Below are 26770 nucleotides of genomic sequence, written 5' to 3'. Positions count from 1 at the left end.
AGTTCTTTACTCCCCCTTTTCTTCCGCCAGTTTTTGTTTATCCCATATTTTTAAGAACGGTAAATAAATGAAGAATGCTAGCGCAAAGTTAACAAGTTGCAAAATAACACCTGAAATTTTCCCGCCCGATCCTAAATATCCACTAAAAAGAATAGGTGTCGTCCAAGGTACAGCGGCCCCACTCGGACGTGCGACCCATCCCCATTCCATTGCAAAGTAAGAAACAATTGTTAACACAACTGGAACTAATATGAATGGAATTAGTAAAAGTGGGTTCATTACAATCGGCATACCAAAAGTTACCATCTCATTAATATTAAATATACCAGGTGCAATTGACAATCTCCCTAAACTTTTTAATTGTTGACTTCGTGCAAATAGTAACATTCCGACAACTAGAGCAAGCGTTGCACCAGAACCGCCCATATAAATCCATAAGTCAAAAAACTGTGCCGTAATCGTATTTGGTACATCTTGCCCAGCTTGAAAAGCGACTCGGTTTTGATCCATTAACGACAACCAAACGGGGCTCATTACACCACCAACAATAGTAGCACCATGAATTCCACACGACCAAAGAACATGAACGAGAATAACTGCTATTATTGCGCCCCAAAGACTAGCACCAAGTACACTAAGTGGTTCCTGTAAAATTTGTCCTACAATATTATGGATACTGCCAAAAGAAGTATTTTCTATAATTAAGCGTAAAATCCAAATAACTGTTACAACAATAAATCCTGGAACAAGTGCCGCAAATGAACGCGTGACAGCTGGTGGAACTGTCTCTGGCATCTTTATAATTATCTTTTTTTGTACAATAAATCGATACAGTTCAGTAGATATAAGTGCAATAATCATTGCTACAAATAACCCTTGGCTTCCCATTAATGCAGCTGGGATAGCGCCTTCTACAAGTACACTTTCTTTTGTACTTGGTATAATATATGCAACTTGAAACGGCGTCGCAAGTAAAAACGTCACAAGCGACAATGCCCCGGATGCTAAAGCATCCACTTTATAATACTCTCCAAGCCTGTAAGCGATTCCAAAAACAGCTATTAAAGCCATTATATTAAAAGTTGCACTAACTGGATACCCTAAAGCTCTCTGCCAATTCTCACCAAACAAACCTGCCATAAACTCGTTATATCCGGGTATCGGCAGTGCACTAATAATGAGGAAAAACGATCCAATAATTAAGAAAGGCATCGTTAAAATAATTCCATCTCGAATTGCTTGTAAATGCCTCTGCTCTGCAACCTTCCCTGCTACCGGCATCACATACTTCTCTAAAAACCGTATCATCTATCCCACTCTCCTCATGGTTTCATTGACAACGCTGCTTGCAAGATAGCTTCTCCATTACAAAGTCCGTAATGAACGGATTGAATGACATCAACAGGTATCCCTTTATCCTTACATAATTCTTTCATTTTCGGTAATAAATAACGTACTTGCGGTCCAAGTAAAAGGACATCAGCTTTATCAATATGACTATTCACTTCAGAACCTGATACTGCCCAGATTTTCACTTCTATCCCTCTTGCCTCTGCTGATTTCTCCATCTTTGTAACAATCAAACTGGAAGACATTCCCGCTGCACAGCAAAGTAAAATATTCATCCCGCTTCCCTCCCCTTTTTTCTCTACCTAAATTATGGTGCACTCCTTGCCACCACTAGGTTACAAATATATATGTCTAGATTTCCTGCTGTATGCCGAGCTTAAAAACAAAAATTTCTTGGTTTTCGCGCTATTCCATTTATCCGTATTCTCCTAGTAAAGAGGACTCTAACTCGCTATAATGATTCAGTATGATTTTTTTAATTGATAGGAGGATATATTTATGAAGGCATATCGCTTTCCACTTATTTTATTATCTTCTATCCTAATTGGTGGTTTCATTGGTTATTTCATGGGTGCCGATGCAGTTGCTTTAAAGCCGCTTGGTGACATTTTCTTAAACTTAATGTTTACGATTGTTGTACCTCTAGTGTTCTTTAGCATCGCATCGTCTATTGCTAATATGGATGGATTAAAACGTTTCGGTAAAATTATGTCTAGTATGGCTGGGACTTTCTTATTTACAAGTATTTTAGCTGCTATTTTTATGATTATTGTTGTGAAAATATTCCCGCCAGCACAAGGTGTTGTACTAGAACTAACACAACCTGACAAAGCCGGCAAAGCTGTTAGTGTTGCAGATCAAATCGTCGGTATTTTAACAGTATCTGACTTCTCGAAGTTACTATCTCGTGAAAATATGTTAGCTCTTATTTTCTTCTCTATCTTAATGGGGATTGCAACTTCAGCAGTTGGCGAAAAAGGAAAGCCATTCGCTACATTCCTACAGGCTGGTGCAGAGATTTCAATGAAGGTTGTATCTTTCATTATGTACTACGCCCCAATCGGACTTGCTGCTTACTTTGCAGCATTAGTTGGCGAATTCGGACCACAACTTCTTGGAACTTACTTCCGAGCAGCAATGGTATACTATCCAGCTTCTCTTATCTACTTCTTTGTATTCTTCACGTTCTATGTATACCTTGCAGGTCGCAAACAAGGTGTACAAGTATTTTGGAAGAACATGGTCTCTCCTACAGTTACATCACTTGCAACTTGTAGTAGTGCCGCAAGTATTCCAGCGAACTTAGAAGCAACGAAGAAAATGGGTATTTCTTCAGACGTTCGTGAAACAGTTGTCCTTCTTGGTTCTACACTTCATAAAGACGGCTCTGTTTTAGGTGGCGTATTAAAAATTGCTTTCTTATTCGGTATTTTCAACATGGAATTCGAAGGACCGAAAACATTAGCAATCGCACTTGTTGTTTCTCTATTAGTAGGAACAGTAATGGGTGCTATTCCAGGCGGTGGTATGATCGGTGAAATGTTAATCGTATCTCTATACGGTTTCCCGCCAGAAGCACTGCCAATTATCGCAGCAATTAGTACAATCATTGATCCACCTGCAACGATGTTAAACGTAACAGCAGATAACGCTTGTGCCGTAATGACAGCTCGCCTTGTAGAAGGTAAGAATTGGATCAAAAACAAATTTGCTTAATAGAAAGAAAGAGGATGCTCCAAACGAGCATCCTCTTTCTTTCGTTATTTATTGATAGGTTGATATCTCCTCTCGCCACAAATTTGTTAAAATCTTCACAAATATTCCACATCCATTATCCATTCTCCGTACTATAATCATGTATGGAAAAGGAGATGGAAACGATGACACAAAGCGCACCTGAATTTAAAGTTTTGCAAAGCATTGCATTTCTCGCTGTCGTTTTGCAAAGTTCGTTATTATATACAATGAAGCAAGGAAATGTCTTACTTGAGCAATCCCTCATTATGGGCATGCTATTTAATCTTGCAAAATTCTCAGCACCAGCATTCATATTTATCGTTGGATTTCACTTAATTCGTCACTATACGAAGCAATTAGTATATAAAGAATATATTTCTGAAAAAGCGACACACTTACTCATTCCTTATTTCTTTTGGTCTATTCTTTACTTATTAACAACAAATGATCTTATTACGTTACAAAGTGGAATAAAAAGTTTATTACTCGGAACAGCCGCGCCCCATCTTTGGTACGTTATTATGATGTTCCAAATTCACTTATTGTTCCCTTTACTATGCACACTTTTTTATTGGTTTCAAAAACGAACAGAAAATAAAAAAGACATATATAAATATATGACCTTTTTCGCTTGCCTATATTTTCTATTAATGTGGTTCTCTTCTCACTATATTTTTAATGGAGAAAAATTAACAAGTTCAACAATTTTACATTATACAGATCGATCATTTCTATTCTACTCATTCTATTTCGTTATGGGCGGCATCGCCGCTGTAGCACTAAAAACTTGGCGGCTATTCGTCATGAAACATATCCCGCTTATAACAATATTATTTTTCATCTTATTTTTATTCATCAATTATGAGTTGTTTAGTTTTTACGGAGCAAACTCTATTCATTTAACTGTTTCTACCTATTTAAAACCATCTATGTTTTTATATATCGTATGCGAAATTATCATACTGTATGTGTTATCTATTATGATAGTACAGCGTCGTGGTTTCTTATATAAAACGTTACGTTTCATTGGAAATTACACGTATGGTGCTTATTTAGCTCATTTATTCTTCTTGCAACTATGTACAAAACTTCTTTCCTTATTCACGCTGCAAGAAAATACTATATTATATACCCTATTACTATTTGTGTTAACAGCCATTATCTCTATTTCAACAATGGTCATTTGTAGCACAATACCATTTCATATTTGGATTACAGGGCCTTCTCCTACAACAAAGGTGAAATGGACGAAGGTTGTATTCCGAAAAAATCATAAAAAACTATTCAAGCCATATATTTGATATAATAATACGCATATAAAAAGAAAGCGAGAGACACCTATGATTAATCAAGTTGGACAAATTATGCTATATGTAAATAACCAAGACGAAACAGTACAATTTTGGACAGAAAAAGTAGGGTTCCAAATCATTGCGGAAGAAAATAACGGAAACGGATTCCGCTGGATTGAAATTGCACCGGCGAAAGAAGCAGGAACAAGCATCGTCCTTCACGATAAAGCGTTAATCGCGAAGATGCAACCTGAACTAAACCTAAATACACCTTCACTTATGTTCTTCTCAAATGACTTAGACCGTCTATATAAAGATCTTTCTGAGAAAAATGTCACAGTTGGACAGGTTGTAGATTTACCTACTGGTAGAGCATTCAACTTTGCTGATAATGAAAATAATTACTTTGCAGTAATGGAACGTAAATAAAAAATAAGCTATCCGAAAAAATCGGATAGCTTATTTCATCTTAAGAAACTTGTTCTATATTCGTTTCTCTATGCTGTATATGACTCGTGATCCAAGCAATTCCACCGGCAACAACGAGATAACATAACAATATTAAAATTTGCATTTGTAATTGCGACCAATCTCCTAAAGAGATAACATCTTGTAATCCTCTAAGAGAATGAGACATTGGGAGAAATTGTCCAATTTTACTAAGAACAGCTATATTTAATTCTCCTGGGAAAGTACCTCCGCTCGTCGCTAATTGCAGGACAAGAAGGGTTACCGCTAAGAACTTTCCAACAAGACCAAATACTGTTACTAGCATAAGAATAAATGTCATGAACGTAAAGGAAATAACAATACTTGATAAAACAAAAAGTGGCACACTTGCGACTTCTAATTTCATAACACCTAGCACAACTACATCTACGAGTAGCGCTTGAATAAGTCCAATTAAATATACCAATCCTAGTTTATTAATAAAATGTACCGTTCCGCTTACCTTCATATTTTGTCTGCGGCCAAGCGGTAAAATATTCGATGCCATAATTCCGCCAACATAAAATGCAAGCGATAAGAAATATGGTGCAATGCCTGAACCGTAGTTAGGAACGTCAGAAACTGTTGACTTCACTAACTGAACTGGCTCTGAGAACATCGTATTGCGTGCATCATCATTACGAATATCCGCTATCTTCTCTGCGCCCTCTCCTAATTTCCTAGAAAGTTCTTTCGCACCATCATCAAGTTTAACAAGTCCGTTCGTTAACTGATCAGCACCATGATTCAGCTCTGTTCCGCCACTCGCAAGTTGATTTACACCTTCTTGTAGTGATGTAAATCCATTTCCCCACTTCGTAAATCCATCAGCCAAATTCGATGCACCATCTGCTATCTTTTTCGTTCCAGCAGTAGCTTCATTTAACTTAACTCCGAATGTATTTATGCCTTCTTCAATCTTATGTTGACCGTCAGTAAGCTTCTGCGCACCTTGTGTCAATTGTTGTTGGCTATTATTTAAAGTACTTGTTGCTTTAGCTAGTCCGTTAGATGTAGCAACAATTTTTTGAAAAGCGGGATCTTGCTGCACTTCTGGATGATTTTTCACGTACTCTTCTAATTGTTGTTTTATACTATTAGCTGCACCATCCGCTTTTACTTGGCCTTCAGCAAGCTTCTCACTTCCGCTCACCCATTCATTTGTACCAGCACTTAATTCACTAACCCCTGATTGTAACGTTTTTTCACCTTGTGCTAATAACTCCATACCGCTATGAAGTGAAGTTGCTCCTTGACTTAGCTCATTCGCTCCGTCAGTTAAGGCTGATTTGCTAGAAGCAAGTTTTTCACTTCCCTCTTTCACTTTTGATGTCCCGTCACTTAAACGATGAATACCATCTACAAGCTGATCTGCCCCATTTCTTGCATCTGTCGTTCCTTCATGTAACTTCCCAGCACCATTACTTGCATCACTCAACCCTTGTGCTAAGTCTTGAAACTTTGAAAACACACCTTCTGTATAAGATTTCGTAATACTATTTGAAATTTTTGTTTTCATATTTTCAACAGCTGTCGTTCCAATTTGCGCTGCTACAAAGTTTTTACCCGGATTTACTTTGTACTGCAATTGTGCTGGTTCTGGTTTCTCATCCATAAGTGTACTTACCTTTTTAGAGAAATCAGCTGGAATCGTAACAACCATATAGTACTTATCTTCTTTTAGCCCTTCATCAGCATTTTTTTCTGATACGAAATGAAAAGCCAGTTCTTTATTCTCCTTTAAATTTTTTACAAAATCGTCTCCTGCATGAATTGTTTTCTCATCCATCGCAGCACCTTTATCTAAATTCACAACCGCAACAGGTAATTTATCTAATTTTCCGTACGGATCCCAATATCCAGCTAAAAAGAATCCTGAATAAATTAACGGAACGATTAATAAAAAAATTAAAGCGATACGTCCATGTTTATGGTGCCACATCGCTTTCCAATCTTTAAATACAAGTTGAATTCCCTTCATGAAACATACTCCTTCTCCGAATTTAACACCATTAGAATGGTTTAACAGATTTACTATACACGTCACTTTCCATACTGTATAATACATCTTTAATTATTAATTCATTCCTTTTGGTCTATAGAAAGGAGACTCGAAATGGAACTGCTCCAGTTAAAATACTTTCAGACAGTCGCACGACTAGAACATATGACAAAGGCAGCTGAAGAATTGCATATCGCACAACCTTCACTCAGCAAAACAATAGCTAGACTCGAAAAGGATTTAGGCGTTCCTTTATTTGATCGCCAAGGTCGACAGATTACTTTAAATTCTTTCGGAAAAGTATTTTTAAAACGAGTAGAGCGTATTTTTCATGAATTAAGCGAAGGGGAACGAGAAATTAAAGATTTAGCCGAATTACAACAAAGCTCTATTACACTAGCCGTTTCTATTCCGAGAATATTACCAGAACTACTTGGCTCTTTTTTACTAGAACATCCTAACGTTCGGTTCCAACAATTTCTGGCATCCACTCCTTCTATGAAACGACAACTAGATAATATAGAAATTGACTTTTGTATCTCCTCTGTGCCAATTGAAGGAGAAGAAATTGTTTGGGAACCACTTATTACAGAAGAAATTTTCTTAGTCGTCCCTTCAGGCCATCGTTTATCAGGCCGAGAAAATATCCACCTCCATGAAGTAAAGGCCGAACCGTTCATTAGTATGAACACTGGTTATGGATTTCGGCACTTAACGGATGAATTTTGTAAAGAAGCTGGTTTCACTCCACATATTGCTTTTGAAGTCGATGAACCGACCGTGATTAGCGACCTCATTAAGCAAGGTCTCGGCATCGCTTTTGTTCCAAGTTTAACTTTATTAAAAAACTCTACTTTAGCATCGAGCAAGTTGCGTATTATTGAACCCACTTGTCAGCGAACCATCGGATTAAGTTGGTCAAAAAAACGCTACTTATCAAAAACAGCTCAGCAATTCCGTGAATTCGTGATTGACTACTTCTCTAATATTAGGACGTAAAATTATATGAACAAATAAAAGGTGCCACCCTCATATGGTGGCACCTTTTATTGTTCACTCTTTTTTAATTCCATTTCAGCTAAAAGTGGTAGTACGTTATCAAAAATATGCGTATTATTATTTTCACCTGTTACATATCCACCGTAATATCTACTAAATACGTTGTCATTTCGGAATGTGGCCATATGATCATACAATTCCTTCGCAAACTTTGTATCACCTGTTTGTAGTACGTACAAAATCGTTAGTCCATACGCGGCCGGCGATTCATAATTCACCGTTTGTTTTCCCGTTTCTAAATTGTAACGACCGTATAGCTTTCCATCCTCCTGGAACTTCTTCTTTATAAATTCCAAATAAGCAGCTGATGAAAGACCACCTAAACTTCGATGATATGCAACGTATGATTGGTCAATAAGATTCACTTCTTTATCGTACGTAAATGTACCATCTTCTTTATACTCTTTTGGGAATGCCCAGCCATGCCTTGGATAATCTGCTAAAAATTGAACGACTTCCTGATATTGCTGAGCAGAAACTTTGCCGTACTTCTTCATATAGGAGAATGCACGCGGATTTATGTATGATGTTGTTACAAAATTATTTTGTTTCCCTGCATCTGCATCATAATAATCAACATAATAATTATCTTTTTTATTATAACGAAGTACAGCATCACTTAATTGATCGGCAAGGTTTTTATAACGCTCTTCCTTATAAATTTCATAAGCACGATATAATTGTTCTATAATACGAAGATCATCTATAAGTGCATTTGTAGCTGACTGCCTCTCTCCCTTTTCAGAGAGTTTCCATAAAACGATATGATTCTTATATATGAAATTATCTTGAATAACCTTTACTTGCTCATCAAATAACGCCTGATCATCTTTATCAAGTGTATACTGTAACCATAATCCCGCCGATTCTGATAAAGCTTCACGTCCCTTAGCTTCACCCGTACCTGCCTTAGTATCTACTAAACGATACGTGGCAAGTGTTCCATTGTCATTCACCATATGTCTTAAAATAAAATTTTCTGTACGGTTTCCTTGTAAAGCTGACCAAAATACAATTCCACCTAAAGCGATTAAGAAGATAACTCCAATCCCTATATATAAACGTTTCCGCAATCTTTTCACCTCCCTAGTAAGGCTAACCTTAATTTTATCAGAACATACATAAATTTAAAAAAGACAATCTATTAGATTGTCTCCCCCCATTTCTATCCCTCGCAAACCTCTTTAGAAGGTTTATATAGCGATTGTACAAGTCGATCATATTCACGACGTGTAATTTCTTTATTATATAGCTTCAATAATAAATCTCTATGCTCTTTTGAAAATGCCATCTTTTTAATGACTTCAGGATACATAAAACACCCTCTCCATTTCACATAAACTTCTTCATTCCAAAAATAGAACTTATGTTCGCATAAAAGATTATAAAAGATTCCTGAGCAAAAAACAAACAAAACATGACCAACTATTTATTTCTTTCTATTCAAAATATTACAACATTATATTATCATATTCACTTTTTAAATACATATATATTTTTGGTAGTTTTTTTGAATAAATCTTCCAATTCAATCAGAAAATAATGGCAAAAAAGAAGAGGAGTTTACATATGGATACGGTAACATTAGCAAGAGCATTTTTCGGTTCTTCATTAGCATTCCACATTATCTTTGCAACACTTGGGGTCGGACTTTCATTGATGATTTTTATAAGCGAAATACTCTATCACTGGAAGAAAGACTCCGACTATGCCATTATGGCGAAAAGATGGACAAAGGCGTTTGCTATTCTTCTCGGTGTAGCAATTCCAACTGGAACAATCGTTGGTGTGCAAATCTCACTTCTTTGGCCTGGTTTCGCCAAAATTGTTGGGCAAGTTATTTCTGTTCCCTTCCAAATTGAGATTTTCGCCTTCTTTTTGGAGGCTTTATTCATGTCGATTTACGTATATGCAGCCGATAAACTTCCTCCATTTATGAGATTAATCTCGCTATTTTTCGTCATGCTTGGTGCCACGGCATCCGCCGTGCTTATTACATCAGCAAATACATGGATGAATACACCAGCAGGCTTTTCAATGAATCCAGATGGATCTGTTTTTAACGTTGATCCTTGGAAAGCTTTCTTTAATCCGAGTTTTGGTACAAGTGCATTCCACGTCGTTATTACGGCTTATGCAACTGGTGCGGCTGTCATTGCTTCTATCGCTGGATTTAAATTATTGAAGAAAAATTTAAGTACACGTGAAATTGCTTATCATAAAAAAGGGCTGCTATTAGGGCTTGTCGTTACATTTATTACAGGCGCTACGATGTGGCTTTCAGGACATGAATCAGCGATCGCCTTACATAAACACTCACCTGAAAAACTTGCATCTGCTGAAGCTTTATTTGAAACGACATCACACGCACCGCTATCCATTGGCGGAGTTGTGGATCCCAATACACTTGAACTAAACTATGCACTTGAAATTCCCAACATGCTTAGCTTATTAGTGGGACTAGACCCTAGCACTGTCGTAAAAGGTCTAAAGGAATTTCCCCAAGAAACATGGCCACCATTTTATACACATACACTATTCAACTTAATGGTCGGCACCGCTGCGTTTACCTTTGCAGTTGCAGCAATTGCGCTCTTATATTGGTACTTCGTTTACCGAAAAAAGGGAACAGAACTACCGAAGTGGCTACTTTGGGGGACTGCCGCATGCGGACCAATTATGATGCTCGGTATTGAATTCGGATGGATTTTCAGTTGTAGCGGTCGTCAACCATGGACAATTTATGGTATGCAACGTACCGTCGATGCATCTACACGCGCCGATTTCGTCGGTCCTTTATTTGTTTTGTTCATCATTTTATATATTGGACTCGCTATTTTAACAGTCATTGTTCTACGGACATTCTTTAGAAGACATCCATTAAAGAATGATTTACAACACCAAGGAGGCGATTCTCATGCATGAGGAAAGTATTGCAATCATCATCTTATGGGCCCTTATTTTCGTATACAGTATACTAGGGTCCATCGATTTTGGAGCTGGTTTTTGGGGCATGGTATACGCAAAACATCCGACGCTCGCTGCTAAACTTGCGAATCGGTACTTATCACCAACTTGGGAGGTAACAAATACGTTTCTCGTCTTCGTCGTTGTCGCATTTCTCGGCTTCTTTCCGAAAGCGGCCTTTACTCTTGCGACAGTAATGTTCGTACCAGTTATGTTAATTTTAGTGCTCGTTGCAGTACGTAGTACGTTTATGGTATTTGCTTACTCCTTGCCAAAATATCAGTACCTTCTTCGGGTTATTTCAGGTATTACTGGTCTCTTAATTCCAGCACTATTAATTACCGTTTTACCCGTTACAGAGGGAGCCTATATTACAATGTCTGAAGGAAAAGAAGTACTCCTGTATGGAAAACTTCTTTCTAGCCCGGTTATCTACTGTTATATGCTTTTCGGACTAACGTCTGAACTATTTCTCTCCTCTCTCTTTCTTGCTGATTTTGCGAGAGAACAAAGTTCAGAAGATACGTATAGAATTTATAGAAGAAATGCTATCATTCTTGGTCCTGCAACGCTCGTTACAGCAATCATCGCCCTCGTTGTAATGGACCCAGAAACACATTGGCTTATGCAAGGATTAATAAAGCAATTCCCGTGGTTTACAGTTTCTATTGTTTTATTCGTTATCGGATACTCGTCCCTTTGGTGGACAAACAAAAAATACAATACACTAGGATACCCTCGCATTGCCGTTTTAGCTGTCGTCGCTCAATATGCATTTGCAAGCTACGCTTACGGCGTCGCGCATTTACCGTATATTATTTATCCTGACGTAACTGTATTTACAAGCTTCACAACGACAGAAACGTTCTATGCACTGCTCATTCTATACGCAATTGGGATTGCAATTTTATTACCAGGATTTATTTTCTTCTGGAATTTATTCTTGAAGGATCGTACTTTTTTGAAGGAAAAATAATATAGTCTTGGAGTCTGTCCCAAAAGGCATTTTGGAATAGACTCCTTTTGTCATGTTTTGTCGATAAGTCGATATATTTTAAAAATCGCTGATATATTTTAAGTTGCGCCGATATATTTCAATAATCGCTGATATATTTTAAGTTGCGCCGATATATTTCAATAATCGCTGATATATTTTAAGTTGCGTCAATATATCTCCATAATTGCCCATATAAATTTCATTTACTATTTTACTGCCCCAATAATTTATAGACTCCTCTCATAATAGTTATTTCACTATTCGTGACACTTGTCCTTTAGCTTGAAAAACACATATTCGCTTCATCTCGTTATACGTCTAGTTCTTCTTATTTTTTGCTGAATATACTACCAATATAAACTTGAGACAAGCTACATCTGTTCAAGGGAAAATAGAAAGGTAGGCAAAATATGAGCATTGAAATATGGATTACTATTATTGTATTCTTCTTAACGATGATCGTTATCTTTTGGCGGCCTCGAGGTTTGAATGAGGCGTGGCCAGCAGCAATCGGAGCTGGTATCATCATAATTACTGGACTTGTATCAAAACCAGACGTCATGGATATTATAAGTAAAATTGGCGGTGCTTCCATAACAATATTAGCGACCATCGTCATGGCAGTTATATTAGAAAGCTTCGGCTTCTTCCATTGGTCCGCAGCGAAACTGGCAAATCTAGCGAAAGGTTCTGGACGCCGTCTATACTGGTATATTCAATTATTATGTTTTCTTATGACTCTTTTATTTAATAACGACGGTAGTATTTTAATTACAACTCCCATTTTAATTCTTCTTCTAAAAAACCTTCAATTAAAACCACATCAACAAATTCCTTATTTATTAAGCGGAGCTTTAATCGCTACCGCATCTAGTGCACCAATTGGTGTAAGTAATATCGTAAACTTAATTGCATTAAATATCGTTAATATGACTCTTTATATGCATACTGCTATGATGTTTGTACCTGCAACATTAGGCTTATTATTTATGTCATGGCTCATGTATACAGTTTTGAAGAAAAAACTTCCGAAAAAATTACCTGTTTCTTCATATGATATTGAAGAAATTTTCTTCACGAAAAACTTCCATCCACTAAAAGGAAATAATTCTGTTGATACGAAACAAAAACGGACAAGATTCATGTTAAAAGTATTAGGTTTCGTCTTCCTGATGCGCTGTCTTCTATTCGTTGCATCCTTCTTATCCATCCCAATTGAAATCGTTGCAGTACTTGGTTCACTCGTTCTTCTCATTTGGAGATGGTACTACTTACGAACAAACCCTGTCGACATTTTGAAAAAGACACCGTGGCACATTTTAATTTTCGCCTTCTCTATGTACGTCATTATTTACGGACTCCACAACGCAGGATTAACAGCTGCACTTGTACAATGGCTCGAGCCAATTGTGAATCAGCATCTACTCTATGCTAGCTTTGCAATGGGCGGACTTGTATCCATCCTCTCTAACGTCTTCAATAACCATCCTGCCCTTATGATTGGTACAATCACATTAACAGAAATGGGACTAGATCCAGTCACATTAAAAACAATCTATCTTGCAAACATCATTGGTAGTGACATCGGTTCACTATTACTACCAATTGGTACACTAGCTTCACTCATTTGGATGTATATTCTGAAACAAAACAAAATTAAAGTAAAATGGAAAGACTATTTAAGTGTATCCCTTATCGTTATCCCGCTCACAACAGTCGTCACACTATTCCTCTTATTCTACTGGGTACATCTCTTCTTTGCCTTATAAACAACAGAATCCCCATTTGCTACCGTCTTAGCAAATGGGGATTCTTCTATAATAAAGTTAGGTACTACAGTGTGATCAATCAAGTAAAGAGGTGTAACGTGTTATTGATATAAATGACTACCAGCTTCTTTAAATTCTTCTGCTTTCTCTTTCATTCCTTTTTCAATTGCTTCTGTCGTTTCTAAATCATTTTCTTTTGCATATTCACGAATATCATGTGAAATTCTCATACTACAAAACTTCGGTCCACACATTGAACAGAAGTGAGCTGTCTTTGCCCCTTCTGCAGGCAACGTTTCATCGTGATATTCCATCGCACGTTCAGGATCTAAAGATAAATTAAATTGATCGCGCCAACGGAATTCGAAACGTGCTTTTGAAAGTGCATCATCACGCTGATGAGCCGTTTTATGTCCTTTCGCAAGATCAGCCGCATGCGCTGCAATTTTGTACGTAATAACACCCGTGCGTACATCATCTTTGTTTGGCAAACCTAAATGTTCTTTCGGCGTTACATAACAAAGCATCGCCGTTCCAAACCAACCGATCATCGCAGCTCCAATTGCCGATGTAATATGGTCATAACCTGGTGCAATATCTGTCGTTAGTGGCCCAAGTGTATAAAACGGCGCGCCCTGACAAATATCAAGCTCTTTCTCCATATTCTCTTTAATTAAGTGCATCGGTACGTGTCCAGGTCCTTCAATCATAACTTGCACATCATGTTTCCAAGCAATTTTCGTTAATTCACCAAGTGTTTCAAGCTCAGAAAACTGTGCTTCGTCATTTGCATCTGCAATCGATCCTGGACGTAATCCATCTCCAAGAGAGAACGAAACATCGTACTGCTTCATAATTTCACAAATCTCTTCAAAATGAGTATATAGGAAGTTTTCTTTATGATGGAATAAACACCACTGCGCCATAATCGAACCACCACGCGAAACGATACCTGTCGTACGCTTTGCAGTAATTGGAATGTAACGAAGCAATACACCAGCGTGAATCGTAAAGTAATCAACCCCTTGCTCCGCTTGCTCAATTAACGTATCACGGTACACTTCCCATGTTAAATCTTCTGCAATTCCGTTTACTTTTTCCAGCGCTTGATAGATCGGTACAGTTCCAACTGGTACAGGCGCATTACGAATAATCCACTCACGCGTCGTATGAATGTTTTTACCTGTAGATAAATCCATAATCGTATCTGCACCCCAGCGCGTTGCCCACGTCATCTTCTCTACTTCTTCTGCAATAGAAGAAGATACAGCAGAGTTTCCGATATTTGCATTTACCTTCACGTGGAAATTACGCCCGATAATCATCGGTTCTGCTTCTGGATGATTAATATTCGCTGGTAAAATAGCGCGGCCTTCTGCGATTTCCTTACGAACAAACTCCGGCTCTACTCCTTCACGAATTGCAACGTATTCCATCTCAGACGTAATAATGCCATTACGCGCATAATGCATTTGCGTAACATTTGCACCTTGCTTTGCTCTAAGTGGCTTGCGATCCATCTGCGGGAAAACAGGTGTATGTTTCGAAGCCACTTTCACACCGTCATCCTCTGGTTTCACTTCACGCCCTTCGTATGCTTCTACATCACCACGCCCCATAATCCAAGAGTGGCGCGGCGTTGGAATCCCCTTTTCTAACTCCACTTTATACTCAGGATCCGTATAAGGGCCGCTCGTATCATACACACGAATTGGCGGATTTGGAACGCCATTCGTTTCGCTTTGTTCAATCTCACGCATCGGTACTTTCATGCCTTCTCGTGGTCCATCCACATATACTTTCTTACTCCCTGGTAAACTCGATTTCAATTCAATTTGCTCAGCTGAAACAGATTGTTTCATAAATTTTATTCCCCCCTGTTCGTGACAAGGACGAGATATGGCCAGCGCATGCCAAAATAAAAAGAGCCAGGTCCATAAAAAAATAAGGACCTGGCTCATAAAGACATCATTATGTAAAGCCGTTAACTTCCCTACGCTGGTACGAGCCAGATCAGGTCCAAAGGGTTAAGAAGTTCACGCGCTTCTCTCTCAGCCTACGCATACGTTAGGCACCCCTAGTTTATCACTGATTTAATTTTCAATACTTTCCCATCATACACCATAATCTGAAAAATGCAAAGTTTATTTCTTTTGTTGTTTATGGAATCATCCACGTTAAATAATAAGCCTGAACATAAGTCATAATACCAACAATAATTACGAAGAACAAACTATGCTTCACTGTAAAACGGAACAAATCCGATTCTTTTCCAGCAAGACCAACCGCTGCACAAGCAATCGCAATGGACTGTGGGGAAATCATTTTACCTGTTACACCGCCTGTTGTATTTGCTGCAACGAGAAGCACTTCAGATACGCCGACTTGCTGCGCTGTAATGGCTTGTAAATTTGAGAACAGTGCATTCGCAGACGTATCAGACCCTGTTAGGAATACGCCAATCCAGCCTAAGAATGGTGAGAAGAACGGGAATAGTCCGCCAGTTCCAGCTAATGCTAACGCTAACGTGGAAGATAGACCAGAATAGTTTGCGATAAATGCAAACCCTAGTACGAATCCGATAGATAGAATTGGCATTTTTAATTCGCTTAACGTTTCTTTAAATGTCACTACTGCATCTTTTACATTCATTTTCAAAATAAACATGGAAATGATACAAGCAATTAAAATCGCTGTTCCGGTTGCCGATAATACATCAAACTTCAGAATTGCCTCGTAAGGCGTTGGTTTATTTACAATTGGCTCTGCTTTCATTACTAGATTATGCAGACCTGGAATTTCAAACTTAAATACAAGACTTTCTAAAGCCCCTCCTGGAGTGAATAATGCCTTAAAGAAACTTTGGCTCCAAATGACTACCATAACCGTTAATACGATAAATGGGGACCATGCCTTCACTACTTTTCCAAACGTTAATTTCGGCATCGATGCTACTGTCGTTGTTGCTGCTACTTCACTATTTACTTGCCCGGATTGATAAGTTTCTTTCGGCTGCCAAACTTTTAAGAACAGCGCTAAACTAATTAAACTTACAAGTGCCGATGTAATATCCGGAAGTTCCGGCCCTAAAAATGTCGCTGTAATGAACTGCGTAATCGCAAATGAACTACCCGCTACAAGTAACGCAGGCCACGTTTGTCTTATCCCTTTAAACCCATCCATTAAAAATACGATAAAGAATGGAACAAATAATGATAGGAACGGTAATTGATGCCCAGCCATTTGTCCAATTTTATGTGGATCAATACCTGTTACTTGTCCAGCAACTGTAATCGGAATTCCCATCGCTCCGAACGCCACTGGTGCAGTATTTGCAATCAAACAAAGACCTGCTGCGTATAAAGGATTTAACCCAAGACCCGCAAGAAGCGCTGCTGTAATCGCTACTGGTGCCCCAAATCCTGCCGCTCCTTCTAAAAATGCTCCAAATGAAAATCCAATTAAAATAACGAGTAGACGATGATCGTTCGTAATCGATAATACCGATGCACGAATCACATCGAATTGACCTGTTTTCACAGAAATTTTATATAAAAATACCGACATAATGATAATCCAAGCAATTGGCCATAATCCGTATAAGAAACCATATCCGGTCGCTGCCATTGCCATCGTGAACGGCATTTTATAAGCGAATAACGCTACTAAAACTGTAAGTACAACTGTAATAAACCCTGCCACATACCCTTTCATGCGGAAAACTGCTAAAGCTAAGAAAAAAAAGATAATCGGAATAAGTGCGACCGCTGCCGAAATCCAAATGTTTCCGAATGGATCATAAACTTGTGTCCATGTGTTCATTGTTCTCTCCCCCTAAAGAATCCCCTTTTGAATAGAATAACCCCATCAATAGACTATCAGGTCATCATACCTTTAAGTCTAAAATAAAAAAACGTTTAAGAAAACGTTTTCAACAACTTTCATTTATACTGTACCATAACAATTTCTATTAAAAAAGATTTTTTTGAAAATTTTATTATTTAACAGAAAATCTTACAAAATCGTCACGTTCTTGTAATGTTCATCGATAGGAAGTTTGCCAAAATTATTGCATAATAATAGTATAACAACAGAAATTATTTATGAGGTGATATATATGAACGGAAATAAAATATTAGCTGCGTTATCATACTTTAGTGTACTATTTGCCCCTATCTTATTCCCTATTATCGTTTGGATTGTAGGAGACGCTGAAACAAAACCACATGCAAAACGTGCTCTATGGACACACATCATTCCAAGTATCGCTACATTCATTGGCGTAACTATTTTAGGAATTATGGGTCTTGGATCTGATCAACCAGATGTAACACTTGGAATTGGATCAATGATTGTCTTAGCTATTTGCGGAATCATCAGCTTATACTACTTCATCTGGAACATTGTAAAAGGAATTAAAGTGCTGAAAGCTTAATTTTAAACAAATGTTTGTTTAAAAAGGGCCCCTTGCAAATTGTAAGGGGCCCTTTTCCTAATTCGTTCACTTTATCTTCTGCGTTTCTTCTTTTTTCTCATCATTTTCTTTCGGCGTGTATTCACTTTATCCGCTATAATGTGGAGCGTACTTGCCACAACAATTCCCATTAAGAATGTTACAATTTCAACCTCATGTTTCTGCGCAATTTCTATTAAATTACCATCCAATGCGATTACATTTAATAGTAATAAAAATGGAGAAAAGACAATTAACATGTACGCAATACGAATCACATCACCAAGTATAATCGTATGCGTAAAGAAAGATCGATGTGGCATTACTTTCTTATAAGGATACCAAAATATACGTAAGAAACCCCATTTGTTATAAGCATTACTGTACGTATCTAAATCTGGTGTTAAAAATGAAGTACCTACTAAAAAACCAATTGCAAAAGTTAATAAAAAATCAAAATTTGTTAATCCATACGAAAAGAGCAAAAACAAAACAACCGGAAGGGATATTAAGTTTATTTTCGTATGCGTTCTTCCTGATGGCATAATGCACTTCCTCGCTTACGTTCGTCCTGTCACCTCATGACAGATTTCACCTATTGACCTAATTTCTGATCGATAAATGTTGTGTCTATATCCGAACCAAACCATTCTGCCAACTTCACTCGTGCCTTATCTTTCACATCTTCATTGACGTATAACGACACCTGTATTAGTGCGGCCGTTAACGCCCCTAAATCATCCGTATAGCCAATTCCAGCAATGAAATCTGGAATCGCATCAATCGGTGCAATAAAATAAGCAAGTGCTCCAATTACAATAATTTTCACTCGTTTTGGAACATCGGGTCTTTGCAAAACGTAAAACAGTAATAAACTTGCATAAATGACCGACTGCCCTGCTTGCTTTGCAACATGTTTTACTTTCTTCCAAAACGCTTCAACTGAAAATTTTTGTTTCATGTAAAAAGCCTCCCTATTTTTAAAAAGAAATAAGCTACAATATGTTATCAGTAAAAGTTCATGGAAATTACACAAAACCTATCAATGAACTTCCATTGTAACAAACAAACCAAAAAAGAACAAGTGTTCGTTAATTTTCACACGATTTCCTTCATATAATAGATTTCTAGATAACCCTTACCCATCTTCGTTTCTTATTTCTCAACAAAGAAAATTTTCACTTCCACTTAACATTCTGCTCTACCTTTGTTATATTTTCTAGTTGACGGACATATAAACGAATGTTAAAGTTTTCTCTGGTAGTGACAAATCTTATACAAAAAATGTAAAATGTTATAGTGTTTCTCAGAAATGAATTTTGTTGTATAATACAGAAATGACGTTATGCTTATGAGCAACAAAAGAAACCAAAAGGGTATGCATAGTTATAGTCGTATATGGGTGAATATAGAACCTTTAATTATGGCCAAGAAAACTATGTATTTTTTATTTTAGCATTTTTCGCTCCAAAATCGACCAAGCCTGATAGAGAAAGGGTGGAAATGAATGAAAGAAACCTTGAAATCACAATTTCAAAATGTGCGTTTCACTTTATTCGTAGCTTTAGCCTTATGGCTGAAAACTTACCTTATTACACGCACAAGCTTTGATTTAAAACTTGAATCTTTCATGCAAGAATTCATTTTATTCCTTAGCCCATTAGCAGCATCATTACTGCTTGTTGGTCTTGCATTATTTGCAAAAGGGAAAAAACGTAACTATATAGCACTTGGAATTAATTTTGTCTTAACAATCGTTCTTGTTGGTAACGTAATGTTCTACGGATTCTACAATGACTTCGTTACATTACCGGTGCTAGGACAAACATCTAACTTCGGAAGTTTAGGTTCTAGTGTGAAAGAATTATTTAACTACAAAATTATCCTTGCATTTGCAGACATTATCGTTTTCTTCGTTCTATTAAAGAAAATGAAGAACTTTGCACCTACAGAGCGTGTAGCACGCCCGATGCGTTCTCTATACTTCGTATCAACAGTTGCTATTTTCTTCGCAAACTTAGGACTTGCAGAAGCTGAACGCCCAGAACTATTAACACGTTCATTCGACCGCGTTATGCTTGTTAAAAACTTAGGATTATATGTACACCAAGTATACGATCTTGGCTTACAAGCAAAATCAAGTTCACAAAAAGCGTTCGCTGACGGTAGTAAATTACAAGAAACAGAAAACTACGTAAAAACAACACAAAGTAAACCAGATCCAAATATGTTCGGTACTGCAAAAGGGAAAAACGTAATTGTTGTCTCTCTTGAGTCATTACAAACATTCTTAATTGGTGCAACAGTTAACGGACAAGAAGTTACACCATTCTTAAACCAATTTACGAAAGAAAGTTATTACTTTGATAACTTCTTCCATCAAACTGGTCAAGGTAAAACATCTGATGCTGAATTCCTAGTAGATACTTCGTTATATCCACTAGACCGCGGTGCTGTATTCTTCACACACGGTAACAATGAATATACAGCAACTCCAGAAATTTTACGTCAGCAAGGGTATCACACGTCGGTATTCCACGCAAACAACGCAACATTCTGGAACCGTAACATTATGTATCCAGCACTTGGTTATGATCGTTACTACAACGAACTTGACTACAAGATTACGCCAGAAACAAAATTAAACTGGGGATTAAAAGATATCGAGTACTTCGATCAATCTATTGATATGTTAAAACAAGTGAAGCAACCATTCTATACTCGCTTCCTTACTTTAACGAATCATTACCCATTCACTTACGATGACAGTACAAAATTAATCGACGAATACAATTCTGGTGATGGCGTATTTGACCGTTACATGGTAACTGCTCGTTACTTAGACGAAGCAATGAAACACTTTATTGAGCGTCTAAAAGCAGAAGGTATTTACGACAACTCAGTAATCGTATTCTACGGTGACCACTACGGTATTTCTGAAAACCATAACCGTGCAATGGCACAGTTCTTAGGAAAAGAAGAAATCACTGCATTTGACCATATGAACTTACAAAAAACACCGATGTTTATTCACGTTCCAGGTCAAAAAGAAGGTAAAACAATTTCGAAACCAACTGGTGAAATTGACATTAAACCAACTATTCTAAACTTACTTGGTGTAGATTCTACAAATGACGTTCGATTCGGTCATGATGTATTCTCACCTGATAATAAAGGATTCGTTGTTCTTCGTGACGGTAGCTTCGTTACAGATAAATACATGTACACAAACAGTACATTCTATGACCGTGCTACTGGCGAAGTTGTACAATTACCGAAAGAAGAATCTCAACCACTAATTGATCGCGCCCAAAATGAATTGAACATGTCTGATAAAATCATTGAAGGTGACTTACTTCGCTTCTCTGAAAGTAATAAGATCAAAACTGGTGAAGTAAAAACAGTTATTAAAGAAGAAAAGAAGAGTGCTGAGTAATCTCAGCCTCTTTTTTTTATTTTCTTCCATACAACTACTTATATTCATTAACTTTAAAATTACATAACCTTTACCAAATATTCACATAGTGTTAATGAAGAATCTCTATAATAAAATATGTAAACGAGGTTCTACATATTTCTTATCTCTCATCTTTCGTAAGATCCCTTAAAGAAGTGTGTAAATCTTTTGTTTCTACTTTCTTATAATTGTCTTTCAACATGTTTTGTTTCCATACACAAAACATTCAACGAGACAATGTCCCTATGAAAGATAGCTACCCTCCTTGTGCAGCATTCCATAAGAATGTTGCTTTTTTTTTATTTAAAAGCAGGATTCTCATTCTTATTTTCGAATTTGTATATACAAAATGCTGTAAAGTGAAACTTTAATCAGCCCTCACCAATCGGGCAGCTACGGGCAGTTATTCGCCCAATTCACTTCTTTGCTCCACCCGAATTTTTAAGTAGGAGTTTTACTGCCCGTTAATGCGGGGTAAACCATCCTTACTTCTCTATGATTTACAAATACATATACGGTCATATGTAGAGAATTGCTTACATAAAAATTACTATAGTGATTTTTATCTCGCATGAATGAAAGTTTCACGTTACTTACGTACTTACGAAAGGATGGGACGGAAATTGGCATACGAAAAATTTGTACTTTGGAATGATGAAGTTATTGATACAACAAAACAACAAACGTACATAGAACTTGAAGAGAGAGGTTCGCAGTTCGGAGATGGTGTCTACGAGGTTATTCGCCTATATAAAGGGAACTTTCACTTATTAGATCCGCACATAACGAGATTATATCGATCCATGGAAGAAGTAGAATTATCGCTCCCTTTCTCAAAAGCTGAGCTCATCACTTTACTTTACAAATTAATTGAACGAAATCATTTCCATGAAGATGGCACAATTTATTTGCAAGTATCTCGTGGTGTACAAGCTCGCACACATGTATTTTCATATGACACCCCTCCGACAATTTATGCCTATATTACAAAAAAAGAAAGACCAGCCTTATGGATTGAATATGGTATACGCGCTATATCAGAACCCGATACTCGATGGCTACGCTGTGACATTAAATCATTAAATTTATTACCAAACGTACTAGCTGCTACGAAAGCTGAACGAAAAGGCTGTAAAGAGGCACTTCTCGTAAGGAATGGTATTGTAACGGAAGGAAGCCATTCCAACTTCTTTTTAATTAAAAACGGAACTCTTTACACACATCCAGCCAATCACCTTATTTTAAATGGCATTATTCGTCAATATGTCCTTTCTTTAGCGAATACTCTTCACATACCTGTACAGGAAGAACTTTTCAGCGTTCGTGACGTTTATCAAGCAGATGAATGCTTTTTTACAGGCACAACGATTGAAATTTTACCAATGACCCACCTTGATGGAACCGCGATTCAAGATGGGCAAGTTGGGCCTATCACCAAAAAACTGCAAAAATCATTTAATCAAATCTTGTTACAATCCAATATGGCATCTTCTTAAACCCGAATAATTTCTGTCCTTTCACATTCAATATATGCATTTAAATGGAAATCAAGGTGTAAATTTATGCCTTGATTTTTTCTTGTAATCTTTTTGTCATATTCAGATTCCCACATAAGCCTTGACAGTAATCGACATGCTCTTTAGAATTTTTAACAGTTGGTAAATATTTCTTCACTACATTACAGACAGAAAGGAATCGACAAATTATGAAAAAGTATCTTGCCGGTCTTGCGGCAGTGTCTGTAGCAGGAGGAGCAGCACCTACACTTGATAGTGTTCAAGCTGCACCTGAACAAAATACACAAAAAGCTGCTACAACTGTCCAAGCTTCTGCGTCAAACAACTCATCTTATACGGTAAACGCGAGCGTCTTACATGTTCGTGCGGGATCAAGCACTTCTCACGACATCATCTCACGCGTTTATAACGGTCAATCACTAAACGTGATTGGCGAAGAAAATGGTTGGTTCAAAATTAACATTAACGGAAAAACAGGCTTTGTTAGTGGCGAATTTGTATCAAAAAGTGGAGCAGCAAACAACAATGTAAGCACAGGTGGAAACAATAAAGTTACCGCTGATGTATTACGTGTACGTACAGCTCCTAACACTTCTAGTTCTGTTTCTGGACGTGTATATGCAGGACAAACATTAAACGTAATTGGACAAGAAAATGGTTGGGTGAAAATTAACCATAATGGACAAGTAGGTTATGTAAGTGGCGAATTCGTATCTGGCGTTTCTTCTACTGGGGGTTCTTCAAACAACAATACGAATAATAACAACCAAGAAGTAAAACCAGCAAGCGGAAACTATACAGTAAATGTATCTTCCCTTCGTGTTCGTACAGGTCCTAGCACTTCTCACACAACTGTAGGTTCTGTTACAAAAGGGCAAGTAGTACAAGTTGTTGGCGAAGTTCAAGATTGGTTCAAAATCAATTACGCAGGACAAACTGCTTATATAAGCAAAGACTACGTAACAAAAGGCGGTTCTAACGAAAACGTTACAGAAGGCAACAAACAAGAGCAAAACAATAATGGAACTATTCAAACTGGTGGTTCTTACGTAGTTAACGCTACATCTTTACGTGTTCGTACAGGCCCTGCCGCTTACCATAGTGTAATTGGTGGCGTTTTAAACGGTACAACATTAAACGTAGTTGGATCTGAAAACGGTTGGTTTAAGGTAAATTACCAAGGAAAAACAGGCTTTGTTAGTAGCGAATTTGTAAAATTCGTTAAAGGTGGCACTACTACTCCTGAGCAACCAAAACAACCTGAAAAACCTAACCAAGGTGCAATTGGCGACTATTACATTAATGCTTCTGCACTAAATGTACGTAGCGGCGAAGGTACAAATTATAGAATCATAGGCGCACTTCCACAAGGTCAGAAGGTTCAAGTAATCTCTGAAAACTCTGGATGGAGCAAAATTAACTACAACGGTCAAACTGGTTATATCGGAACACGTTACCTATCTAAAACACCAGTTGGAGGCGCAGTAGATAATAAGCCTAACAATAACCAAAATAACAATCAAAACAATAACAATAATAATACGGGCAATAATAGCGGCGACAGTTCTTCCGTACTTGCATATGCAAAATCAATGCAAGGTGTACCATACGTTTGGGGCGGAACTTCTGCTAACGGTGTTGACTGCAGTGGTTACATCTACCACGTATTTAAGAAATTTGGTCATAACATTAGCCGCCAAAGTGTTGCAGGATATTGGAGTAGCCTACCAAAAACTTCAAGTCCACAACCTGGTGACTTAATTTATTTCCAAAACACTTATAAATCTGGTCCTTCTCACATGGGTATCTACCTTGGGGGCGGATCATTTATCCAAGCTGGAGATAAAGGTGTAGCAATCGCTTCATTAAGTAACTCTTATTGGAAGAGCCACTTCTTAGGATACACGAAAGCACCTTAATTAATAGTTTCAAAGCCTTCTAGTTTACTAGAAGGCTTTTTTGCTATGAGTTCAACATATTACTCCCTTTCTCCTACCTTCTCTCTACAAAAATAATGTATCCATTCTTCCATTTCATACACTTTATTCTGCAAAAACAATGCATAACGTTATCATAATGTATATATTCCCATAAAAAACATAACCTATTTCATGTCTATTTATTTCATATGTGTTTTTTTGAAGAATTTTCTTTTTATTTAAACTTTTCATTAGACGTTTGACCTCCGATGTCCATTATGATAAGTTACTTAAGATGTTATATTCGTAAACGTATAGACAACTGGTTTATACACTGTTTTTACTATGAGGAAGGAGCATACACTGCATGAATCTTTTATGGGGAATTGGCGGCGTGATTGGAGTATTAGCAATTGCATTCTTACTATCTTCCAACCGCAAAGCTATTAATTGGCGCACAATTTTAATCGCGCTAGCATTACAAATGTCATTTTCATTTATCGTATTACGATGGGATGCTGGTAAAGCAGGTTTAAAACACGCTGCTGACGGTGTTCAAGGATTAATTAATTTTTCTTACGAGGGAATTAAGTTCGTTGCTGGGGATTTAGTCAACGCAAAAGGACCTTGGGGATTTGTATTCTTTATTCAAGCACTACTTCCAATCGTATTTATTAGTTCATTAGTAGCAATCTTATATCATTTTGGTATTATGCAGAAATTTGTTAGCGTCGTTGGTGGTGCATTAAGTAAACTTCTTGGAACTTCTAAAGCAGAAAGCTTAAACTCAGTAACGACTGTATTTTTAGGACAAACTGAAGCTCCAATCTTAATTAAACCTTACTTAGCACGCTTAACAAATAGTGAATTCTTCACTATTATGGTAAGCGGTATGACAGCTGTTGCTGGATCAGTTCTTGTCGGCTATGCAGCAATGGGTATTCCGTTAGAGCACTTATTAGCAGCTGCAATAATGGCAGCTCCATCAAGCTTATTAATTGCGAAACTCATTATGCCAGAGACAGAAAAAGTAGATAATAACGTTGAACTTTCTACAGAACGTGAAGACGCAAACGTTATCGATGCAGCTGCACGCGGTGCATCTGAAGGTATGCAACTTGTTATTAACGTAGCAGCAATGTTAATGGCTTTCATCGCATTAATCGCTTTATTAAATGGATTATTAGGATGGGTTGGTTCTCTGTTCGATATTAAACTTAGCCTTGATTTAATCTTCGGTTACTTATTATCACCATTTGCAATCTTAATCGGGGTTTCTCCTGGTGAAGCTGTACAAGCAGCAAGCTTTATCGGTCAAAAACTTGCAATCAACGAATTCGTTGCATACGCAAACTTAGGACCACACATGGCAGAGTTCTCTGACAAAACAAATCTAATTTTAACATTTGCAATCTGTGGATTCGCAAACTTCTCTTCTATCGCAATTCAATTAGGTGTAACAGGAACGTTAGCTCCTACTCGCCGTAAACAAATTGCACAATTAGGGATTAAAGCAGTTATCGCTGGTACATTAGCGAACTTCTTAAATGCAGCAGTTGCAGGTATGATGTTCCTATAAACTTATATAGAGTCTTCTCTTTCTACAAGAGGAGACTTTTTTCATGCAATCCAAGCGTCTTTTGTGCATCTATTAATCACTTTATGCCAAATATAAGAACATTATGATACAATAATGTTTAAGTCTTTTTATTTTTCTAATGAAAATAGCGATACTACTTATCGTTGCCCTTCAAAAGAATGT

At 37.3% G+C, this 26770-nt stretch carries 21 protein-coding genes and 1 riboswitch; of the genes, 12 read left to right on the top strand and 9 right to left on the bottom strand.

The window, feature by feature from the left end; all coding sequences use genetic code 11:
* Window positions 1–6: 6 nt before the first annotated feature.
* Window positions 7–1308 carry a PTS cellobiose transporter subunit IIC gene (gene celB, locus ACTFRU_RS19065; RefSeq protein ID WP_000617789.1) on the bottom strand — a complete coding sequence of 434 codons (1302 nt, stop codon included), beginning with the start codon at window positions 1306–1308 and terminating at the stop codon, window positions 7–9.
* A 14-nt stretch (window positions 1309–1322) separates the two neighbouring features.
* Window positions 1323–1625 carry a PTS sugar transporter subunit IIB gene (locus ACTFRU_RS19060; protein ID WP_290102034.1) on the bottom strand — a complete coding sequence of 101 codons (303 nt, stop codon included), beginning with the start codon at window positions 1623–1625 and terminating at the stop codon, window positions 1323–1325.
* A gap of 223 nt (window positions 1626–1848) precedes the next feature.
* Here ACTFRU_RS19060 and ACTFRU_RS19055 point away from each other — a divergent pair, with 223 nt between their 5' ends.
* From ACTFRU_RS19055 to ACTFRU_RS19045, 3 genes are all read left to right on the top strand, one after another.
* Window positions 1849–3066: a dicarboxylate/amino acid:cation symporter gene (locus ACTFRU_RS19055; RefSeq protein WP_440037753.1), complete on the top strand. Its 1218-nt coding sequence runs from the start codon at window positions 1849–1851 to the stop codon at window positions 3064–3066.
* A gap of 164 nt (window positions 3067–3230) precedes the next feature.
* On the top strand, window positions 3231–4388 hold the full coding sequence (locus ACTFRU_RS19050) for an acyltransferase (protein ID WP_000194290.1): 1158 nt from the start codon (window positions 3231–3233) through the stop codon (window positions 4386–4388).
* Window positions 4389–4427: 39 nt separating this feature from the next.
* Complete coding sequence (locus tag ACTFRU_RS19045; protein ID WP_000610162.1) at window positions 4428–4808, top strand: VOC family protein; 381 nt, start codon at window positions 4428–4430, stop codon at window positions 4806–4808.
* A gap of 40 nt (window positions 4809–4848) precedes the next feature.
* On the opposite strand, the gene ACTFRU_RS19040 is transcribed toward ACTFRU_RS19045, so the two are convergent.
* Window positions 4849–6849 carry a YhgE/Pip family protein gene (locus tag ACTFRU_RS19040; protein ID WP_440037752.1) on the bottom strand — a complete coding sequence of 667 codons (2001 nt, stop codon included), beginning with the start codon at window positions 6847–6849 and terminating at the stop codon, window positions 4849–4851.
* A gap of 135 nt (window positions 6850–6984) precedes the next feature.
* Between ACTFRU_RS19040 and ACTFRU_RS19035 the strand changes: the two genes are divergently transcribed.
* Complete coding sequence (locus ACTFRU_RS19035) at window positions 6985–7869, top strand: LysR family transcriptional regulator (protein WP_139848919.1); 885 nt, start codon at window positions 6985–6987, stop codon at window positions 7867–7869.
* 47 nt (window positions 7870–7916) lie between these two features.
* Here ACTFRU_RS19035 and ACTFRU_RS19030 read toward each other — a convergent pair whose 3' ends face one another.
* Both ACTFRU_RS19030 and ACTFRU_RS19025 read right to left on the bottom strand, forming a co-directional pair.
* The gene (locus ACTFRU_RS19030) at window positions 7917–9002 is read right to left on the bottom strand and encodes a transcriptional regulator (RefSeq protein ID WP_440037751.1); all 1086 of its coding nucleotides are present in this window, start codon (window positions 9000–9002) and stop codon (window positions 7917–7919) included.
* A gap of 92 nt (window positions 9003–9094) precedes the next feature.
* Entirely contained in the window at window positions 9095–9244 is a 150-nt protein-coding gene (locus ACTFRU_RS19025; RefSeq protein ID WP_000283179.1) for a hypothetical protein, read from the bottom strand.
* Between the two features lie 254 nt (window positions 9245–9498).
* Here ACTFRU_RS19025 and cydA point away from each other — a divergent pair, with 254 nt between their 5' ends.
* The 3 genes from cydA (at window position 9499) to ACTFRU_RS19010 (ending at window position 13662) form a co-directional block, all read left to right on the top strand.
* Window positions 9499–10854: a cytochrome ubiquinol oxidase subunit I gene (gene cydA / locus ACTFRU_RS19020; protein WP_000381980.1), complete on the top strand. Its 1356-nt coding sequence runs from the start codon at window positions 9499–9501 to the stop codon at window positions 10852–10854.
* The gene (locus tag ACTFRU_RS19015; RefSeq protein WP_000544187.1) at window positions 10847–11872 is read left to right on the top strand and encodes a cytochrome d ubiquinol oxidase subunit II; all 1026 of its coding nucleotides are present in this window, start codon (window positions 10847–10849) and stop codon (window positions 11870–11872) included. Before cydA ends, ACTFRU_RS19015 begins: the two co-directional genes overlap by 8 nt.
* A gap of 431 nt (window positions 11873–12303) precedes the next feature.
* Window positions 12304–13662, top strand: coding sequence for an arsenic transporter (locus tag ACTFRU_RS19010; protein ID WP_000021123.1), 1359 nt, complete (start codon window positions 12304–12306; stop codon window positions 13660–13662).
* Between the two features lie 101 nt (window positions 13663–13763).
* On the opposite strand, the gene thiC is transcribed toward ACTFRU_RS19010, so the two are convergent.
* Window positions 13764–15524 (bottom strand): phosphomethylpyrimidine synthase ThiC, encoded by a 1761-nt coding sequence (gene thiC / locus ACTFRU_RS19005; RefSeq protein ID WP_000814484.1) that lies wholly within the window; start codon window positions 15522–15524, stop codon window positions 13764–13766.
* Window positions 15525–15635: 111 nt separating this feature from the next.
* Window positions 15636–15751, bottom strand: a riboswitch (TPP riboswitch).
* A gap of 71 nt (window positions 15752–15822) precedes the next feature.
* Window positions 15823–17484: an L-lactate permease gene (gene lldP, locus ACTFRU_RS19000; RefSeq protein WP_046393082.1), complete on the bottom strand. Its 1662-nt coding sequence runs from the start codon at window positions 17482–17484 to the stop codon at window positions 15823–15825.
* A 295-nt stretch (window positions 17485–17779) separates the two neighbouring features.
* Here lldP and ACTFRU_RS18995 point away from each other — a divergent pair, with 295 nt between their 5' ends.
* Window positions 17780–18097 (top strand): DUF4870 domain-containing protein, encoded by a 318-nt coding sequence (locus ACTFRU_RS18995; RefSeq protein WP_001014099.1) that lies wholly within the window; start codon window positions 17780–17782, stop codon window positions 18095–18097.
* Between the two features lie 71 nt (window positions 18098–18168).
* On the opposite strand, the gene ACTFRU_RS18990 is transcribed toward ACTFRU_RS18995, so the two are convergent.
* Together ACTFRU_RS18990 and ACTFRU_RS18985 are read right to left on the bottom strand one after the other, a co-directional pair.
* On the bottom strand, window positions 18169–18660 hold the full coding sequence (locus ACTFRU_RS18990; RefSeq protein WP_001139061.1) for a metal-binding protein: 492 nt from the start codon (window positions 18658–18660) through the stop codon (window positions 18169–18171).
* Between the two features lie 50 nt (window positions 18661–18710).
* Window positions 18711–19076, bottom strand: a complete 366-nt coding sequence (locus tag ACTFRU_RS18985) for a YkvA family protein (protein WP_000810369.1) — start codon at window positions 19074–19076, stop codon at window positions 18711–18713.
* A 546-nt stretch (window positions 19077–19622) separates the two neighbouring features.
* Here ACTFRU_RS18985 and ACTFRU_RS18980 point away from each other — a divergent pair.
* From ACTFRU_RS18980 to ACTFRU_RS18965, 4 genes are all read left to right on the top strand, one after another.
* A complete protein-coding gene (locus ACTFRU_RS18980; protein WP_000665335.1) occupies window positions 19623–21551 on the top strand; it encodes an LTA synthase family protein in 1929 nt (642 codons plus the stop codon).
* 632 nt (window positions 21552–22183) lie between these two features.
* On the top strand, window positions 22184–23068 hold the full coding sequence (locus tag ACTFRU_RS18975; RefSeq protein ID WP_080120341.1) for a D-amino-acid transaminase: 885 nt from the start codon (window positions 22184–22186) through the stop codon (window positions 23066–23068).
* A gap of 209 nt (window positions 23069–23277) precedes the next feature.
* A complete protein-coding gene (locus ACTFRU_RS18970) occupies window positions 23278–25008 on the top strand; it encodes a C40 family peptidase (protein WP_061113488.1) in 1731 nt (576 codons plus the stop codon).
* Between the two features lie 367 nt (window positions 25009–25375).
* On the top strand, window positions 25376–26587 hold the full coding sequence (locus tag ACTFRU_RS18965) for a NupC/NupG family nucleoside CNT transporter (RefSeq protein WP_001051019.1): 1212 nt from the start codon (window positions 25376–25378) through the stop codon (window positions 26585–26587).
* The last annotated feature ends 183 nt before the right edge of the window (window positions 26588–26770 follow it).

This window comes from Bacillus cereus group sp. MYBK220-1, from assembly GCF_051916445.1.
Classification (GTDB): Bacteria; Bacillota; Bacilli; order Bacillales; family Bacillaceae_G; genus Bacillus_A; species Bacillus_A cereus.
This window is presented reverse-complemented; position numbering and strand designations above follow the sequence as displayed.